Genomic DNA, 17,514 nt, shown 5'->3' on the forward strand with positions numbered 1-17,514 from the left:
AATATTACCGCGGTTAACGAGGGCTTGATTATAGTGAGACCAGTTTGTGATTTTGCTCATTGTTGTTGCACGGGCTAGTAGGATATAGATGATCTGATCACAGGCTGGCAAGATAGTTCAAACTTTTAGGAAACAACGCCCGTGATGGCATATTGTTAATTCACTTTTGGAGCTAATAACTAAGACGATAATTATTGCAGATATACAAACGGTTGTTAGCAACGTTAATTGATAAATGAGATACTTTTCAGGTAAATATTCTAAAAGAATCAACAGGGTAAATAGTATAAAAGCGAGTATTAATAACACGCTTTTCTCTGAATTTTTCTTCAGCGTTAGGACTTTCATGCTCTATCCTTGAGATGTTTTTCTTTATATTACGATCCTTGTAATATATGACAACCAGCCTAAAAGAGGGTATTTTGTCCCTTTTTTGATTGTATTGTATTATTTAATATGAAATTCCTTTTTTGAATCAGTATGTAATATAATGCGGTTTAAATTTATTGGGTGAAGAAATTAATGAAAATTTTACCGATTATATGCTGAATAACGCTCGTTATTTTTCTATATAACGCCATTAGCAGGGATTTACATCCCCACTAAAATTTTATCTAAGTTCTTTTTCGATTTTGCCACACTTTGCAGTGGCGTTAATCCCTCAGGGTATTCCTCTTGCTCAAGCACTAACCATTGGGTATTACCATCTGTTTCTAAGGTGTCGATGATTTCTGGCCAATCTATGCTGTTTTCACCAATAATAGGGCTGAGTATGCTGCCATTTTTAGTACGAACTTTTATGTGTGTTGAGAGCGTTCGCTTGGGGTATTTTTTTATGAAATAAAGAGGGTCTTTACCCGCGTAATTAACCCAGCCAATGTCTAGTTGTAATGGCATGCTATTTGGGGTGTTGCTAGCGATGTAATCCCAAAATGTTGCGTTATTAAATGCATTAAACTCTTTATTATGATTGTGAAAACCGATCTTCATATTATAGCGGCTTGCATAATTACTGACTTTAGTCAGCTCTTTAACCAATGATTTAACGCCTTCTGGGTGCCATGCTCGCTCATCCCAAGGGACATACAGTGTTGTTACCCCAAGTGTTTTGTAAAAAAGGAGTGTACTATCAATATTGCTTTCATTGAGTGCATCAAAGCCGACGTGAGCACTACTGGCAAGTAAGCCCAATTCAGTTAGTTTTGCTTTGAGGCCGGCAGGGTTATCACTGTAAGGGCCAAAGTCTGCGGCAAACTCAACGCCATCAAAGCCCATTTCAGAGAGTGATTTTAAAGTATTATGGAAATCTTTTTTAAGGGAGTCCTTAACCGACCATAATTGCACACTGACTGGAATAGTCGCCAATAACTGACTGCTAAATACAAAGCAAATTAAAAATAATAAATAACGAGAGTTAAACATATTTAAATCCTAAAAAAGCAGGGGAGTTAACCCCCTGCATTGCAGTGTGTTATAAAACAACACAAGGGGGGAAGCTAATCGGTATAGGCGTATTCGCTCAAGCCTAGGTCTACTAAAACCTGATCTAAATGCGCTTTTGCCTCGTCAGACGGTCCCGGATAATCGCCTGCAATAGGCACATTTCCTAAGTAGCCAATGTCTTTACAGCCCTCAGGCGTGCAGAAGAAAGCGGCTAACACTAACTCTTTAAAGCGTAAAAATGCTTTACCTATACGTTGAAATTGGGCAGGTGTTTGTTCATTAAAATAAGCAATATCATCTAAAATTGCACGATGCTGTTGCTCACTTAAGGCGGTAAATGGCTTCTTAAAGCGCAGCTTAGATTCGTCGTTTATCCACGCAAGTGAATTTAAAATTTTAATGCGGTCACGTTGTTGTCCTTCATAAGGTGCGCTAACCCATTCATTGATAACCGCCGGTACGTGCAACTCACTTGCCGATGGAATAGTGCCTTCGCGCGGCACAATGTAATCGGATAATAACGCCACTAAGGTTATTTCGTCCGCCGTTAATGTCAATGGCCATGGTGATTGTGGTGGGATTACTAAATTGGGATCTTGCCCATAACCTTTTGCGGTAATAGGTTTAATATCTAAGTCCGGCCAATGCCCCTCAGTTGAGGATGCTGCACCGATTTCAAGTGCTTTTGTACACCCTGCGGTTAGCCCGACCGCTGAGCCTGCGGCTAATAAGCCTAGCCACTTTAAAGAGTCTCGTCGACTCATTCCTGAAACATAGTTATAGGTTTCGTGTTCGTTACGATGATGCATAATTAAAGTACCCCATTATCAATTTGTTGAGCAAGCCAAGTTGAATTACGCATTGCCAGCGTCATGATGGTGAGCGTACAGTTTTTATGTGGGTTTGAGGCAAACACCCCTGCATCCATGACGAACAAGTTATTACAATCCCACGTTTGACCCCATTGATTAGTCACAGAGTCTTTCTTTGAGCTGCCCATGCGTGTGGTACCTACCTCATGGATAATCTCGCCACCTTTTGAAATAGCTTTTTCGGCAGGCGGGAGTTCACCAACCTCTGCGCCCATGTTTTCAAGGATTTGTTTGGCCGTTTTTAAGCCATGCTCAATTTGCTTTAATTCACGATCAGACCACTTAAAGTGGAATTTCGAAACCGGAATACCCCATTTATCTTTAACGTTTTCGTCAATTTCCATGTAAGTATCTTTATTTGGTAACATTTCACCGCGTAGCGCAAATCCTACATAAGAGCCATACGCATCGCGAATTTGTTGTTTTAAGGCGGGGCCGTAGCCTTGTTTATCGCCAGACACACCTGAACCGGGTTGTCTGAAGCCGCCACCAATTTCAAAGTGATAACCACGTGGGAAATCTAACTCATTGTTAGCTTGGGCTTGATGGCCCCACCAAGGAATGAATAAGTGGTTTGCGGTATGACCATCTTCGTTATAACGCGGGCGGCCTTTTAGTGCTGGAATCTGTGCTCCTAGCCATGCACCTGTTGAATCCATTAGGTTACGACCAACCTGACCACTCGAATTAGCAAGACCTTTAGGGTGTGTTTTGTGTTTAGAGTTTAATAAAATACGCGCTGATTCGCAGGCACTGGCCGCAAGAATCACCACATCAGCTTCAAGAGCGTGCTCTGTGACTGTTTTCTTATCAACATAGGTTACACCCGTTACTTTACCTTGATCATTAACAGCCACCGATTTTACCATTGCATCAGTAATCACTTTTAAATTACCCGTTGCTTTTGCCATAGGTAACAGCGATGTTGTTGTTTGGAATGCGGCACCAATTGAGCAACCAGAGCCACATGGTGTTGCATAGAAGCATGCTAAACGGTCGTCTTTTGGACGGGTTAAAACCGCACGATGCATTGGCACAGCTTGAATGCCCAATTTCTTTGCAGAAGCAGCAATTAATAACTCTGGTACGCGGGGTTTTGGTGGTGGCTGCAAAATACCCGGCGATGAATCTGGCATATCTTCATGGCCAGTGTTAGTGCCACACACCCCAACGAGCTCTTCTGTTTTGTCGTACCAAGGTGCTAAGTCGGCATACTCGAAAGGCCAGTCCGCACCGTGACCATCACGGCTTTTACCTTTAAAGTCGTGTTCACTAAAGCGCAGAGAGTAACGACCCCAGTGATTAGTCCTGCCGCCTAACATGCGAGCGCGCCACCAATAAAAGTCGCTGCCTTTTGCACTGGTGTATGGCTCATCGGGTACTTGCCAACCGCCATCGACCGTTGCATCGTAGAAACCAAAGTTTTTATCTTTGTTGCCTGCCCCCATTAATGGAGCCTCGCTATTGCGGCGAAACATTGGGCTTTCGGTTTTTGGGTCATAATGTCGACCTGCTTCTAACAGCAGTACTTTATGACCTAGTTTTGTAAGTGTGTAAGCAGCCATTGCACCACCTGCACCAGAGCCAACAACCAATACCTTATGTTTAAATTCAGACATCTTAAAGCTCCTTAATTTTTATATTTTTAAACCACACTTTATCGCCGTGATCTTGAAGCCCGATATGGCCTTGCTTAGCCGTTGCAAAGTTTTGCCAATTGGCAAACTTACTGCCTTTTACAAGCGTGTTCCATGTTGTACTACCAATAACGATGCTTGTCGTACTAATGCCGTTTTGCCAAACTTGTAGATGGTTGTCTTGCATTTTTATACGCACATGGTTCCAACTATTGGCGGGTTTATGTGCAGCAGCAGGGGCAGCGAATAAATCATAAATTGAGCCAGCTAAATGAGAGTCAATTTTGTTATCTGGGTGCTCTTTGTTATCAATAATTTGAATCTCTGGCGCGTGTGAATAAATCATTTGTCCTGTTTCATCGGCCAGCACAAAAATACCACTGTTGCCCTTGGTTGAAATTTTCCAATCAATGTGCAGTTCAAAGTTTTGATATTGTTTCTTGGTTAGTAGGTCGCCACCTCCTTTTGTTAAGGTCATGGCGCCATCTTCAATAACCCAAGCTGGATTTAAAGAGTCACTTTTAAAATTACGCCACTGTGACATGTCTTTGCCATCAAACAGTAACTGCCATCCGGCGTTTTTTTCTTGTTGTGTTAGCTGATTATCAGTCGCATTAGCGAGTGCACAGCTACTAACTGTGAGCACTAAAGTCAGTGCTTTGAGAGATTTAAACATGGTGTTCCTCGACGATTTACTTGCTTAAGATGCGCACTTTTCAGCGCGTTTGTTGTTATTAATAACTAAATGCAACCCTATGAATGCCACGATTAAAATAATCGGGAATATCAACAGGTTTTGTAATACAGCCTGTCCGGCTAAAATTTCGATTTGTTCCGCGCTGGCACCTGATGCTTTTGCAGACAAACGGGCACTGTCTATCCAACTTCCTATGACTGGATTCCAAATACTCATTGCGAACATGCCCGCGCCTCCCATTAACGACATACCTAGCGCGCCCGATTTCGGAATGTATTCGGCAACACAACCAAGCATGGTAGGCCAAAAGTAAGTTACACCCATGGCGAATAAAATAGCGGCTAAATAAATCATGGTGCCTTGTGCTTGGCTCATCATAAAGATACCTAAGCTTGCACAAAGTGCAGAGCCAAGTAATACACCTGTAGGGTTAAGCTTGTGGACAATAGGGCCTGCAAAAAAACGACCTACCGCCATGAGCCCTGTTATAAGTGCTAAAATGACCATGGGTGATGCCCCCGATGAACCTAAAATACGTTCAATCCATTGCTGAGTACCAAACTCCGTCGTGGCGGTCAGTGTCATGCACGCTATAAGAAATAAATACAGCGGGGTAAATAAATGACGAATGTTGCTGCTGGTCGAGTGGATACGTGTATCAAAGGTCGGAAATTTTGCTTTAATTAGCATGGCACCATAAATAATGGTCGGAACTAATATTAAAGCGACTTGCCACTGCCAGTTAAGGCCGGCAGCCGACATGAAATTAGACGCTAATGCACCAATTACAATCCCGCCAGGGAACCAAACATGAAAGCGGTTAAGCATAGTGGTGGCGTTTTTAGGGTACATTTCAGCTATTAACGGGTTACAACCTGCTTCAACAGAGCCGTTTGCAAAGCCTATTAGAAAAGTCGATACCAGCAAGCCCCAAAAGCCATCTGCGGTGATGGTTAAGGCAAGGCCAAGTAAGTGACAAATAAATGCCAACGCGACCAGCTTTTTAGCACCAATAGCGTTGTAGATTATACCACCGAGCATGGTCGCAACGGGGAAACCTAAAAACGCCATTGCATTGACCCAACTGAGTTCGGTGTCAGTTAAACCAAAGTCACCACCAAGTTGACCCAAAATACCAGCGCGAATGGCAAAGGTCATCGAGGTCACAATCAGTGCTATACAGCAAAGCCGAAAGACAATGCGATTATAATTATTGTTGTCCATATTGTGTGTCCTGTGTGTTCAATTGTTGTCGGTTTTATAAACCTAAAATTCGATTATTACGCTCAGTGTTTGTTGCGCCACTGGCAAAATCGTCAAAGGCTTTGTCGGTGGGGTTTATTAAATGTGCGTTAATAAACTCAGCGCCTTCTCGTGCCCCATCTTCTGGGTGTTTTAAACAACACTCCCATTCAAGCACTGCCCAGCCATCGAAGCCATATTGGGTTAATTTGCTGAAAATTTGCTTAAAATCGACTTGCCCATCACCTAAAGATCGAAAACGGCCCGGTCGGTCTTGCCAGTTTTGAAAGCCGCCGTATACCCCAGAGCGGCCATTTGCAATAAACTCAGCGTCCTTGACATGAAACGCTTTTATGCGTGAATGATAAATATCGATAAATGCTAAGTAGTCTAATTGTTGCAATACGAAGTGACTCGGATCATATAGAATGTTCACACGAGGGTGATTATTTGTGGCGGCTAAAAAGCGCTCAAATGTTACCCCGTCGTGCAAGTCTTCGCCCGGATGTAATTCATAGCAAACATCAACACCGTGTTCATCAAAACAATCTAAAATTGGTAACCAACGTTTAGCGAGTTCGTTAAAACCTTGTTCAACAAGTCCCTGTGGACGTTGTGGCCACGGGTAAAAGGTATGCCATAAAAAAGACCCCGAGAAAGTCGCATGCGTTGTTAAACCAAGGCGTTTACTCGCTTTTGCGGCAAACATTAGCTGCTCCGTTGCCCATTGTGTGCGTGCCGCTGGGTTGCCTTTTACGTGGTCTGCAGCAAAATTATCAAACATTTCATCGTATGCAGGGTGTACCGCAATCAGCTGACCTTGCAAGTGGGTTGATAGCTCTGAAATTGTAAGGCCTGACTCGGCTGCAATACCAGTGACTTCATCGCAGTATTGCTGGCTTTCGGCGGCTTTTTCTAAATCGAAAATAGCGGGGTTAGAGGTAGGGACTTGAATGGCCTTGTAACCTAAACCACTGGCCCATTTACATAATCCACGAAAGCTATTAAAAGGGGCTTCATTGCCAATAAATTGCGCCAGAAAGATCGCTGGCCCTTTGATTTTTTTCATTATGTATTATCCAATCTGTAAACTGTGCCACTTAGTATCGCGCTCTGACGAGGCTACAACATGCTCAATAAATGCCATACCGCGTACAGCCTCTTTGATACCGGGTACATCAAACTCTTGATTTGTGGCGCTGTCGCCTTGTTTAAATGCGTGAATTTGCTTTGCAAAATTACTGTAAATGTTGGCAAAGGCTTCAAGGTATCCTTCAGGATGACCCGCCGGTGTGCGCAGTGCATTTTGCGTATCAGTGTGAAGTACGCCTACACCCGCTCTTAGCAAGATAGCTGCTTGGTTATGCGCACGCAGCCATAAGCTATTCGGCTCTAGTTGCGACCATTCAAGGCTGGCTTTATCACCATAAATACGCAGGCGTAGGTTGTTTTCGTCACCAATAGCGACTTGGCTTGCGAGTAATACGCCTTTGCTACCGTTGTTAAAACGCAGTAGCACCGTGCCATCATCATCGAGGCTGCGGCCATCAACTACATGGTTCAAATCGGCACACAGTTGGGTTATTTCGAGGCCCGATACATACTCAGCCAAATTTGCTGCATGCACACCAATGTCGCCCATGCAGCAACTTATTCCCGATTTACTCGTATCAAGACGCCAGCTTGCTTGCTTAGAGCTTTCATCTTCACTTTGTGCAAGCCAGCCTTGGGTGTATTCAACAATGACTTTACGAATACAGCCAAGCTCACCCGCTTTAATGCGCTGCTTAGCCTCTTTGACCATCGGGTAGCCGGTGTAGGTGTGTGTTAATCCATACAAAAGCCCCTGTTTGGTAATGATTTCTTGTAATTGCTGTGCTTCGACAAGTGAAAGAGTTGCAGGCTTGTCTGATAAAACATGAAAACCGTGCTCTAGAGCCATTTTTGCCACCGGGAAGTGCAAGTGGTTAGGCGTTACAATTGCCACAAAATCAACGCGCTCTTCAGCAGGTAATTTTGCTTCTTCTGCAAATAGGGTGAGGTAACTGTCGTAGCAACGGCTGCTATCGAGGCCAAGTAATTCGCCAGTTGCTTTACACTTGTTGGTATCCGAGCTGAATGCACCAGCCACAAGCTCTATCATGCCATCTAATCGCGCTGCAATGCGATGAATTGCGCCTATAAAGGCACCTTCGCCACCGCCGATCATAGCCATGCGGATTTTAGCTTTGCTCATCTTAAGCGCTCCTAATCAAAGTAGCGTTTGCTACTGTTAATGTCATGTTATTGATAATAGGTAAGCTTGGGCAATAAGCGATAATAAAAATTCGGTTGACAATACAACAAAATCGGCGTTTAAAATATAATGGCAATGACATTTTTTAGGGGGGTTTTAGTTATGAATATTCAAGAAATAATAAAAAAAGCGGGAGTCAATCAGCTTATTGCTGCATTTGATCTATTGCCCGATATCCTCTTTTGGGTGAAAGATACGGATAGTAGAATATTACATTGTAATCAGCATTTTATTGAACATCAGGGTTATAAAACTCTAGAGCAAATTTTACTAAAAACAGATTTTGACTTTTCGCCTAAACACTTAGCGTTTCAATATGTGAATGACGATAAGCGAGTGATGGAAGGCTTTATCGTGACAGACCGTCTGGAGTTAAATCAAACCCTGCAAGGTGAGCTTGGCTGGTTTTCAACATCTAAGCACGCACTCAAAGATCACGATGGTAATGTGATTGGCACCTATGGTGTGACGCGCCATTTACAAAAAACATCTCAAGCCCTTTCACACGTGCGTGCAATTGAAGAACCTGTTAAGTATATTCGCGAACATTATCATCGCCAAATTAGTATTGATGAACTGGCAGAACTCGCACACTTATCGATTAGCGCTCTAGAAAGGCGATTTAAAAAGCACTTAGCAAAGACTCCAAATCAGTTTATAAACGAAGTGCGTCTCGAAAACGCACGTAAATTATTAATTGAAACACGCATACCAATATCACAAGTAGCGTATCAATGCGGTTTTTCTGAACCAAGCTATTTCAGCAAACAATTTCGGCGTTTGTTTGGTGAAATACCATCACAAATGCGTTCTCAATTAGGCGACTAACATGACTGTTTTGCTTATGAAAATATTTTTTCATTAAAAACCAAACTTCACTATTTTTCGGCAGGGATGTGTATGGCTAAAAAATTTACTAGTCTAGATCAAGGGTAAGAATGATAAAATTTATAAAAGCGACAGTTCTAGACAAGCCTTACTTGCTCACCTTACGCTTAAATACCATGGTTGAGCATTTAGAAAAGCAAGGTTTGTTCTTATCTATTGAGCAACATCAAGCACGCGTAGCAGAGCATTTTGAGCACAGTCATTTAGTCTTTGCAGAGGCACAATGTGTAGGTCTTGCTAAGTTTACTAGAGAACAAGATCACATAAACTTACTGCAGTTACAAATAGAGCCAACAGAGCAAGGGAAGGGGTTAGGAACAAAGGTGTTACATGCGCTAAAAAATGAAGCGAATGTAATTAACTTAACCGTTCTTAAAGCAAATCCCGCATATGGGCTTTATCAACGGGCAGGTTTTAAAACCATAGGCGAGGACGACTACGAGTTTCATATGCAGTGGCAGAAATAAAAAAGGGCGCTGTTATCTATAACATGGCGCCCAATTTTGACTATTTCTTTTCTTCGTCAGGTAAAGTGACGTTAAGCTCAAGGACCGCTAAATCATCTTCGTTTTGGTCAAATTGAACCTGAACTGCATCAGTGCTTACGTTCACGTATTTACGAATAACATCAAGGATGTCTTGTTTTAGCTGTGGTAGGTAATCAGGCGTACCACGCTGTGAACGTTCGTGTGCGACAATGATCTGCAATCGCTCTTTTGCAAGTGACGCACTGCTTTTCTTTTCTGAGCGGAAGTAGTCAAGTAAAGACACATTAACCTCCAAAAATCCGTTTGAACAAGCCTTTTTTCTCTACATCTAAAAAGCGAAAATCAACTGTTTCACCTAGCAGGCGATTAATTGCATCTGTGTACGCTTGGCCCGCATCAGATTCAGAATCTAAGATCACAGGTTGACCAGAGTTCGATGCACTTAATACCGCTTGTGATTCAGGAATAACACCTAATAGTTTAATTGCAAGAATTTCTTGTACATCTTCAACTGATAGCATCTCGCCTTTTTCAACACGCTCTGGGTTGTAACGCGTTAATAGTAAGTGTTCTTTTACGCTTTCAAGGCCTTCTTCAGCACGCTTAGACTTGCTGTGTAAGATACCTAAGATACGGTCTGAATCTCGAACCGACGATACCTCTGGGTTGGTAGTAACAATTGCTTCATCAGCAAAGTACATTGCCATCATGGCACCCGCTTCGATACCCGCAGGTGAATCACAGACAATGTAATCAAAATCTTTTTTCAGCTCGTTTAGAACGCGTTCAACACCTTCACGGGTTAGGGCGTCTTTATCACGGGTTTGTGAAGCAGGTAAGATAAAGAGTTTATCAACACGTTTATCTTTAATTAGAGCCTGATTTAGGTTTGACTCGCCATTAATAACGTTTACAAAGTCATAAACAACACGGCGTTCACAACCCATGATAAGGTCTAGATTACGCAAACCAATATCAAAGTCGATAATAACGGTTTTAAAGCCTTTAAGTGCTAAACCTGTGCCAATTGCAGCACTCGATGTGGTTTTACCAACACCACCTTTACCAGAAGTAACGACAATTACTTTTGCCATGAGATTTATCCTTTAACCAAAGCTGAAATTTCTAATGAATCATTTTTTTGTTGGATTTGTACGGCATTACCCCAGTGTTCACCTTGTAGGGAGTCGCTGATCCAATAACTGCCATTAATAGAAACAAGTTCTGCTTCTAATTTTTGGCAAAATATTTGTGCCTCGTTGTAACCTTTTGCCCCCGCAATTGCACGGCCGCGCAATGTGCCATAAATATGCACATTACCATCGCTTATGACTTCAGCGCCGTGGCTTACAGCCCCAATAACAATAAGGTCGCGGTCTTTTGCATACACTTGCTGCCCTGAGCGCACCGTGCCATGAATGACTTGTGCTGGTAGGTGAACGGTTTTTTCAACGATAGACGTATTTGTTTGTTGTTTAGCGGTTGCTCCCTTAACGTCCTGTGAATAGTTCAAGACCGATAAGCCCGCTGCTTTTGCGTTTTCGTTTTGTTCTTGCGTGCCATTACACACACCGACAGGATTAAACGATAAGCTTGTTAACATAGACTTTAAAAACGAGAAATCAAGCGCTTCATCTTGTACGTCGCTTAAGTTGATTACGATAGGCGCACCGGCAAAAAACTTAGGTGCTTGGGCGATTTTCTCATCTAACTGCTTACTTAAAAGAGAGGTATCTGCTGAAAATAAATGTAAAACAGATAATGTAAAGAGGTTCCCTTTTAATTCAAAAATTTGTTCCGACATACACGCTCAATTGAATTTTCTTGGTTAGTCGTATTTACAGATAAACGCAGGCTGAACAAGGCTTATACAGTAAAAATCTAACCTAATTTTTATAACTTATTATTTGACTCATGTTATAGTGTGCGCCTTCGTTAAGCAAGATATTATAGGGTCATAATGCTAACTGCGGTGTATAAAAGTAAGAAAAAAGCGGATACCTACCTTTTTGTAGAGAAAAGAGAGGATTTTAGTCGAGTCCCAGACGCTTTATTAGCGACATTTGGCCAGCCTCATTATGTAATGATGATCAATCTTGCTAGCCGTAAAAAGTTAGGTGTTGCAGATTTAGAGGCGGTTAAGCAAGCGTTAATTGAGCACGGTTTCTACTTACAACTACCTCCGCCGGAAGAAAACCTGCTGACCGAATTTAAAAAAGACAAGGGAGCTGATAGTGATTAAAAAACTTGCCGTTATTTTATTAAGTGCCTCGTTGAGCACACCTGTACTGGCAGAACAAAAAACACAAGCCGATTTTGATTTATATGTTGCCGCATTAAAAAAAGAAGCGCTTGAAAAAGGTTACGACCAAGCACTGCTTGACCAAGCCTTTGCAACGGCTAAATTCAAAGAAAAAGTAATCTCGGCAGATAAAAATCAGCCAGAAGTAAAAGAAACACTAGAAACCTATCTACCAAAACGTGTGCCGCAATGGAAAATTGATCGCGCGCGTAAATTGTATAAAGAAAACCAAGACGTTCTCGAAAAAGTAGCGAAAGAATATGGCGTTCAAGCACGCTTTATTGTTGCACTTTGGGGCCTTGAAAGTAATTTCGGTAAAATTCAAGGTGGACACAGCGTGATTGCATCACTCGTGACACTTGCATTTGATGGCCGCCGCGAAACCATGTACAAAAATCAACTTTGGGCTGCACTTGATATCTTAAAAGAGGGGCATATTACCCTTGATAAGTTCAAAGGCTCATGGGCAGGTGCAATGGGGCAAACGCAGTTTATGCCAACCTCATTTAATTCTTATGCGGTTGATTACAATGGTGATGGTCGCAAGGATATTTGGACAACCGAAGAAGATGCCTTCGCCTCTATTGCAAATTACCTTAAGCAAGCAGGGTGGAACGATGACTTAACGTGGGGTCGCCAAGTTAAATTACCAGAAGGCTTTGATAACGCAAATATTCTTAAACGTGGCACTAAAACGCGCAGTCAATGGCTTGAATATTGGAAAGAGTCAGAGCGCAGTCTAGCTGACTGGCAAGCATTAGGTGTTCGTAAAATGGATGGTAGTGACTTACCAAACGTGGACATTACTGCCGCGATGGTGATGCCGGATGACGTGAACGGCCGTATGTATCTAGCCTACGATAACTACAAAGCACTCATGCATTGGAATCGCTCGTATTACTTTGCAACCAGTGTGGGTTACTTATCAGATCGTATCGGTTACCCAGCGATTAAGTAACTTATTGTTATTAACTGTTAGGCTTAGTTTTAACTGAGCCTGACGGTTTATTGCCTCCTTACTAGATTACTCCCTGTGCAATGAAAGAACATTAAGTGCAGTTTTGATTATTCGTTCAAAATCCACTAAAACATGACCTGAAAAGAACGCCCGAAACAAGTATCACGCCTACATTATTAAACCCGTAGGAACGGCTTCAGCCGTGAATCTCAAATGTTCGGCGTTAAAACGCCTCCTACAAACTCGCTAACTTACTCACTCTTCCCCGGCTTTTTCAAAATCTTATCTTTAAAATCCAGTACCTTACCAATACCAGATCCAAGCTTCATGAGACTTTGTAGTTGCTCTGGACTTAAGCGTTGTAACTCTGCTGACCATTTAGTAACGGTTTCGAGTAGATCGTGGATTTCTTGCATTTGCTGTTGCGCAAAGCGTTCATCGTCGGTGTGGGCTTGTTCGAGTAGGTTATCGCGCAGCAAACTTAGAGTTGGATCAATTTCGCGCTTTTTGCGCTCTTCAAATACACGGTTTGCCATATCCCAAATACTGCCAGCTGGGCCATAGTATTCTTTACGGTCGCCCGGAATATGGTGCACTTTAATTAAGCGCCAAGACTGAAGCTCTTTTATGCCCATGCTTACGTTTCCGCGTGAGATACTTAACGTATCGGCAATTTCGTTGGCGGTCATCGGCTCTTTTGTAATGGTTAATAAACCACACATTTGGCCAATAGTGCGATTAAAGCCCCAACGGCTTCCCATTTCACCACAGTGCATTACAAAGGCTACGTTTTTTTCAGATAGGCTCATAATTTTCATTGTTCAAAAACTTCAGAAATTAAATGCTAGCACGCCATGGGTATAACTAAAAGAAATAGCCACTATTGATTGTATTGCGACTAAAGTTTGAGTTGTCACCAATGCAGGTATATCTAGCTGAATGTATTAATTTATTTTTATAACTTCAGTAAAAATGTATGGCTTGATGTGGATCAATAACAGTGACAATTAATCTGTTTATCGTATACGCTGAAACCCAATAATACCATGGAGGAACGTTATGAAAGCCGCAGTAAATAAAGAGTACAAAGGTAAATTAAGCATTGAAGATATCCCATGTCCAGACATTGGTGTCAACGATGTACTTGTCAAAATTGCCGCGTGTGGTGTGTGCCACACTGATTTACATGCATGTCATGGGGATTGGCCTGTAAAACCTAAAATGCCATTGGTGCCTGGCCACGAAGGGGTCGGGACTATCGAAAAAGTGGGTGACAATATTAAACATTTAGCCGTGGGTGACCGTGTTGGGGTGCCTTGGCTTTACAGTGCCTGTGGCCACTGTGAGTTTTGCTTAGAAGGCAAAGAAACCTTATGCCTTGAGCAGCACAACACAGGTTATTCGGTAGATGGTGGTTACGCTGAGTACTGTGTAGCTCATGGCGATTATGTGGTTAAAATTCCTGACGGATTAGGTTTTTCAGAAGCTGCACCTTTGTTTTGTGCAGGTGTCACAACCTATAAAGCACTCAAAGTAACAGGTGCTAAAGCCGGTGACTGGGTGGCCATTGTTGGTGTGGGCGGTTTAGGTCATTTAGCCGTGCAATATGCAAAAGCAATGGGCTTTAATGTGATTGCAGTTGATACGGGTGAAAGCAAACTGAATCTTGCCAAAGAACTCGGTGCAGACATTACCATTGATTTTATGAAGCAAGTACCAAGCGAGACTATCTTTGAGCAAGTCGGTGGTGCGCATGGAGTAGTGTGTACTGCGGTATCAAAACCAGGTTTTGAGCAAGCTTATAAAAGTGTGCGTCGTGGCGGTAAATGCGTGCTTGTAGGGTTACCCCCAGAAGACATGCCATTGCCTATTTTTGATACGGTACTGAACGGTGTATCGGTAGTTGGCTCAATAGTGGGCACGCGTAAAGATTTACAAGAGTGTCTCGACTTTGCCGCAAAAGGCAAAGTTAAAGCCATTATTGAAGAAAAACGCCTTGAAGATATCAATGAGATTTTTGACGACATGCTAAAAGGCGATATTACGGGTCGTATCGTGATGACGTTTTAATAACGAGTGAGCCGTTATTAAACAAGCGCGACTACGTTGGGTCGCGCTTGTTTAGTTTTACCGGTAACTACTTATAACGTATAGCTAAACGTTAATTTAGCATTACGTTCTTCTCCTGGCATACCACCTAAGAACATTGCTTTTGAGTAATACGTTTTGTTAAACAAATTGTTTAAGTTTAACTGTAGTTTCCACTCATCTGTTTGGTATTGAATTGCGGCGTCGTAAACTGTGTAGCTAGGTACGTAACCATCTGGAATACCAAACGAGGTTGAATGTGTACTGCGGTCATCAACATATTGAATCCCTGCACTTATCGTTAGTGGCTGAGCTAAATTAAACCACTGAGCATCGTAGCTTAACCAACTACTTGCCGTGACATAAGGTACCCCTTTTTGACGCGAATCAAAGCTTGATGAATTTGGGTTCTGCTTATCACGGGCATCCTGATAGACACCATTGATGTTAAGTTGCCATTGCTCATTTAAATCCGCATTTAAATCAAGCTCAACACCTTTTGTTTGCTCTTCACCATCATAAAAGCTCTTTGGTATAGAAGCATCAGACACGCCGGCTTCATAATCTGGGTTTGCATACTCTAGGTTGGTACGGGCACTGTCAAAAATGACCAATGATGCCAATAGTTGATCATCAAAGGCCTTTACACGCATGCCAATATCGTTACTGATAGACTCGGCATCATCACGGTCAGCTTCGTTACCCGTTACACTACCTAACACGCTATACGCTGTGCGGCCTTTCGAGTGATTTACAAAGAACGAAATATCGTCGTTTAGTTTATATGTCGCACCTAGGTTGTAGGTCATACCGCTGTCTGAAGTATCTGCTTCTGGTGTTGGCTCTGCGGCGCTTGCACGGTAACGAGGGTCAACGCCAAAATGCTGATAACTTTGTTTAATGCGATTAAACGCGACACCCACACGCGTTGTAAAGGTGTCATGAATATAGGCAACATGCTGAATACCGACTCCCCACGCTTGCACTTCTTTGTTGTAATCGCTGGTCTTTAGAGGATCGTAATCAGCAAAACTTCCCGCGCCCCAATTTGGCGTTCGAATATCAAAAATATACGGGAGTTGGCCTTGGTAAATAACCTCGCCTTGTTTATTTTTAATGACCTGATCGGCATCATAAATAGAGTATTGTTTAAAACGAATATCACGATCTTCGTAGTTGGCGTTAACGAGTAATTCGTTATCGATACCCGCAAAACTAAAGTCATAACGAAGATCTGCAAAGTATTGCCATGATTTTTCGTCTGCTTGCACTTGGCGATACTCTTGGCGACGCGCAGCAAAGGGATAAAGCACGTCATCAACAACTAACGGGGCGCGAGGGTCGGCATTGATCACACCATTACGATTCCAATACACATAGTTATACGCTCCAGTTTGACGCGCAAAACTTGATTCGTAATTTCGGTATTGTAATTGCTGATTTAAAAATAAATTATCAGTTATAAAGTAGTTATGCGTTAACTTAAAACGCAGTTCTTCGCCTTCGTTATCATTGGCCATCGGCGAAATAATGCCATTATGACCGAAGGTATACGGTGTTAGGCCATCATTTGCTGCGAGTGAATCTGCTAATTGCTGGCGTTGCTGATCTGTTAGTTGCAGCCCTTTTGCCGTTGCATCGTTAACTAAATCAGCAGCGGTGACTTCGCCAGCCGTTTTACCATTCACAGAGTCACTGTTAAAAATACGAATAGGGTGGCCAATCGAGTCGACAGCAATGGCGTCTTTGATATAAGCACCTGAAAGCATTATGTCTTGTTTGTCGCTAAGCACATATTTCAACGCCGCGTAAATTTCGTCACGGTCATCTTTTAAATCGCGATAGCCATCACTGCGCGCTGTTTTTGCATTCACTCGGTATGCTAAATTATCCGTTAAAGCAGCTGTGCTATCAAAGCCCAACGCATAGCTGTCCCATTGGCCAAGTTCGGCACTAACGGTGTGTTTTTCAGTGAATTGTGGTTTCTTTTCAATAAGGTTGATAACACCACCGGCACTGCCCATTCCATACAAACCTGTGGCAGGGCCTTTAAGTACTTCAACCGATTCTACGTTAGTCATAGAGCGGGTAGGGTTAAAGGTGTTACCAAGGCCTGCACCACCGTACATGCCATCGTAGGTGTAGTTTGCGCCTAAACCACGGATCACTAAGTTGTCACCAATGCCATAATTATTACCCGCTTGCGTTACACCGCTGATGTTACGTACCAAATCTTGTAAATTTGTGGCGCCTTGTGAATTTATAAGCGCTTGATCAACCACCACCACGGGGGCTGGTGTTTCCATTAAGGTCATGTTTGATTTTGTCGCAAGACCAGACTCAAGTACCACGCGATTTTGTTTGTCGTAGACGGTAATCCGTTCAACATCGTTTAAATCATTAGCGTTAACTGAAAAAGCGCTGATACAAGCAAGGGTTAAAACAGAGTATTTGTAAGTTGTCATTATAGAAAAGAAGTTAAAAATTTTCGGTAATGATAATGCGAGTGGTTTTCATTTCAAGTGTTATTTATCTAAAATGGGTAAATAATCGGTTTTGGTACAATCAAATAACATTTTATAAATGGCTGGTTAATTTTTCGC

General features: G+C 42.4%; 17 protein-coding genes. 5 read left to right on the forward strand and 12 right to left on the reverse strand.

The window, feature by feature from the left end; translation table 11 throughout:
• Positions 1-591: 591 nt before the first annotated feature.
• From JIG41_RS07470 to JIG41_RS07500, 7 genes are all read right to left on the reverse strand, one after another.
• The gene (locus JIG41_RS07470) at positions 592-1,422 is read right to left on the reverse strand and encodes a sugar phosphate isomerase/epimerase (protein ID WP_074989075.1); all 831 of its coding nucleotides are present in this window, start codon (positions 1,420-1,422) and stop codon (positions 592-594) included.
• 74 nt (positions 1,423-1,496) lie between these two features.
• Entirely contained in the window at positions 1,497-2,252 is a 756-nt protein-coding gene (locus JIG41_RS07475; protein ID WP_074989076.1) for a gluconate 2-dehydrogenase subunit 3 family protein, read from the reverse strand.
• Positions 2,253-2,254: 2 nt separating this feature from the next.
• Positions 2,255-3,934 (reverse strand): GMC family oxidoreductase, encoded by a 1,680-nt coding sequence (locus tag JIG41_RS07480; protein ID WP_036971935.1) that lies wholly within the window; start codon positions 3,932-3,934, stop codon positions 2,255-2,257.
• Between the two features lies 1 nt (position 3,935).
• Positions 3,936-4,628 (reverse strand): DUF1080 domain-containing protein, encoded by a 693-nt coding sequence (locus tag JIG41_RS07485; protein ID WP_065979059.1) that lies wholly within the window; start codon positions 4,626-4,628, stop codon positions 3,936-3,938.
• Positions 4,629-4,652: 24 nt separating this feature from the next.
• Positions 4,653-5,873, reverse strand: coding sequence for a sugar MFS transporter (locus tag JIG41_RS07490; protein WP_199524515.1), 1,221 nt, complete (start codon positions 5,871-5,873; stop codon positions 4,653-4,655).
• 34 nt (positions 5,874-5,907) lie between these two features.
• Positions 5,908-6,960 carry a sugar phosphate isomerase/epimerase gene (locus JIG41_RS07495; protein WP_065979061.1) on the reverse strand — a complete coding sequence of 351 codons (1,053 nt, stop codon included), beginning with the start codon at positions 6,958-6,960 and terminating at the stop codon, positions 5,908-5,910.
• 6 nt (positions 6,961-6,966) lie between these two features.
• A complete protein-coding gene (locus tag JIG41_RS07500) occupies positions 6,967-8,127 on the reverse strand; it encodes a Gfo/Idh/MocA family protein (protein ID WP_074989077.1) in 1,161 nt (386 codons plus the stop codon).
• A 162-nt stretch (positions 8,128-8,289) separates the two neighbouring features.
• Between JIG41_RS07500 and JIG41_RS07505 the strand changes: the two genes are divergently transcribed.
• Positions 8,290-9,015: an AraC family transcriptional regulator gene (locus JIG41_RS07505; protein ID WP_199524516.1), complete on the forward strand. Its 726-nt coding sequence runs from the start codon at positions 8,290-8,292 to the stop codon at positions 9,013-9,015.
• 110 nt (positions 9,016-9,125) lie between these two features.
• Positions 9,126-9,542 carry a GNAT family N-acetyltransferase gene (locus JIG41_RS07510; protein ID WP_036971928.1) on the forward strand — a complete coding sequence of 139 codons (417 nt, stop codon included), beginning with the start codon at positions 9,126-9,128 and terminating at the stop codon, positions 9,540-9,542.
• Positions 9,543-9,582: 40 nt separating this feature from the next.
• Here JIG41_RS07510 and minE read toward each other — a convergent pair whose 3' ends face one another.
• Genes minE through minC form a run of 3 tightly spaced genes read right to left on the reverse strand, consistent with a single transcriptional unit; the run spans position 9,583 to position 11,367 of the window.
• Entirely contained in the window at positions 9,583-9,846 is a 264-nt protein-coding gene (gene minE, locus JIG41_RS07515) for a cell division topological specificity factor MinE (RefSeq protein ID WP_036971927.1), read from the reverse strand.
• Position 9,847: 1 nt separating this feature from the next.
• Positions 9,848-10,657, reverse strand: a complete 810-nt coding sequence (gene minD / locus JIG41_RS07520) for a septum site-determining protein MinD (protein WP_036971926.1) — start codon at positions 10,655-10,657, stop codon at positions 9,848-9,850.
• Positions 10,658-10,662: 5 nt separating this feature from the next.
• Positions 10,663-11,367 carry a septum site-determining protein MinC gene (gene minC / locus JIG41_RS07525; RefSeq protein ID WP_036971924.1) on the reverse strand — a complete coding sequence of 235 codons (705 nt, stop codon included), beginning with the start codon at positions 11,365-11,367 and terminating at the stop codon, positions 10,663-10,665.
• 156 nt (positions 11,368-11,523) lie between these two features.
• Here minC and JIG41_RS07530 point away from each other — a divergent pair, with 156 nt between their 5' ends.
• On the forward strand, positions 11,524-11,805 hold the full coding sequence (locus JIG41_RS07530; RefSeq protein WP_036971922.1) for a YcgL domain-containing protein: 282 nt from the start codon (positions 11,524-11,526) through the stop codon (positions 11,803-11,805).
• Entirely contained in the window at positions 11,798-12,823 is a 1,026-nt protein-coding gene (locus JIG41_RS07535; protein WP_199524517.1) for a lytic transglycosylase domain-containing protein, read from the forward strand. The genes JIG41_RS07530 and JIG41_RS07535 overlap by 8 nt, the downstream gene beginning before the upstream one ends.
• A 251-nt stretch (positions 12,824-13,074) precedes the next feature.
• Here the strand turns inward: JIG41_RS07535 and JIG41_RS07540 are convergent, their stop codons facing one another.
• Entirely contained in the window at positions 13,075-13,632 is a 558-nt protein-coding gene (locus JIG41_RS07540) for a GbsR/MarR family transcriptional regulator (protein ID WP_036972862.1), read from the reverse strand.
• A 250-nt stretch (positions 13,633-13,882) separates the two neighbouring features.
• On the opposite strand from JIG41_RS07540, the gene adhP reads away from it, so the two are divergent.
• Positions 13,883-14,893 carry an alcohol dehydrogenase AdhP gene (gene adhP, locus JIG41_RS07545; protein WP_118844899.1) on the forward strand — a complete coding sequence of 337 codons (1,011 nt, stop codon included), beginning with the start codon at positions 13,883-13,885 and terminating at the stop codon, positions 14,891-14,893.
• 71 nt (positions 14,894-14,964) lie between these two features.
• Here the strand turns inward: adhP and JIG41_RS07550 are convergent, their stop codons facing one another.
• On the reverse strand, positions 14,965-17,376 hold the full coding sequence (locus tag JIG41_RS07550; RefSeq protein WP_118844900.1) for a TonB-dependent siderophore receptor: 2,412 nt from the start codon (positions 17,374-17,376) through the stop codon (positions 14,965-14,967).
• Positions 17,377-17,514: the final 138 nt, after the last annotated feature.

Source organism: Pseudoalteromonas sp. bablab_jr011 (genome assembly GCF_016464045.1).
Lineage (GTDB): Bacteria > Pseudomonadota > Gammaproteobacteria > Enterobacterales > Alteromonadaceae > Pseudoalteromonas > Pseudoalteromonas lipolytica.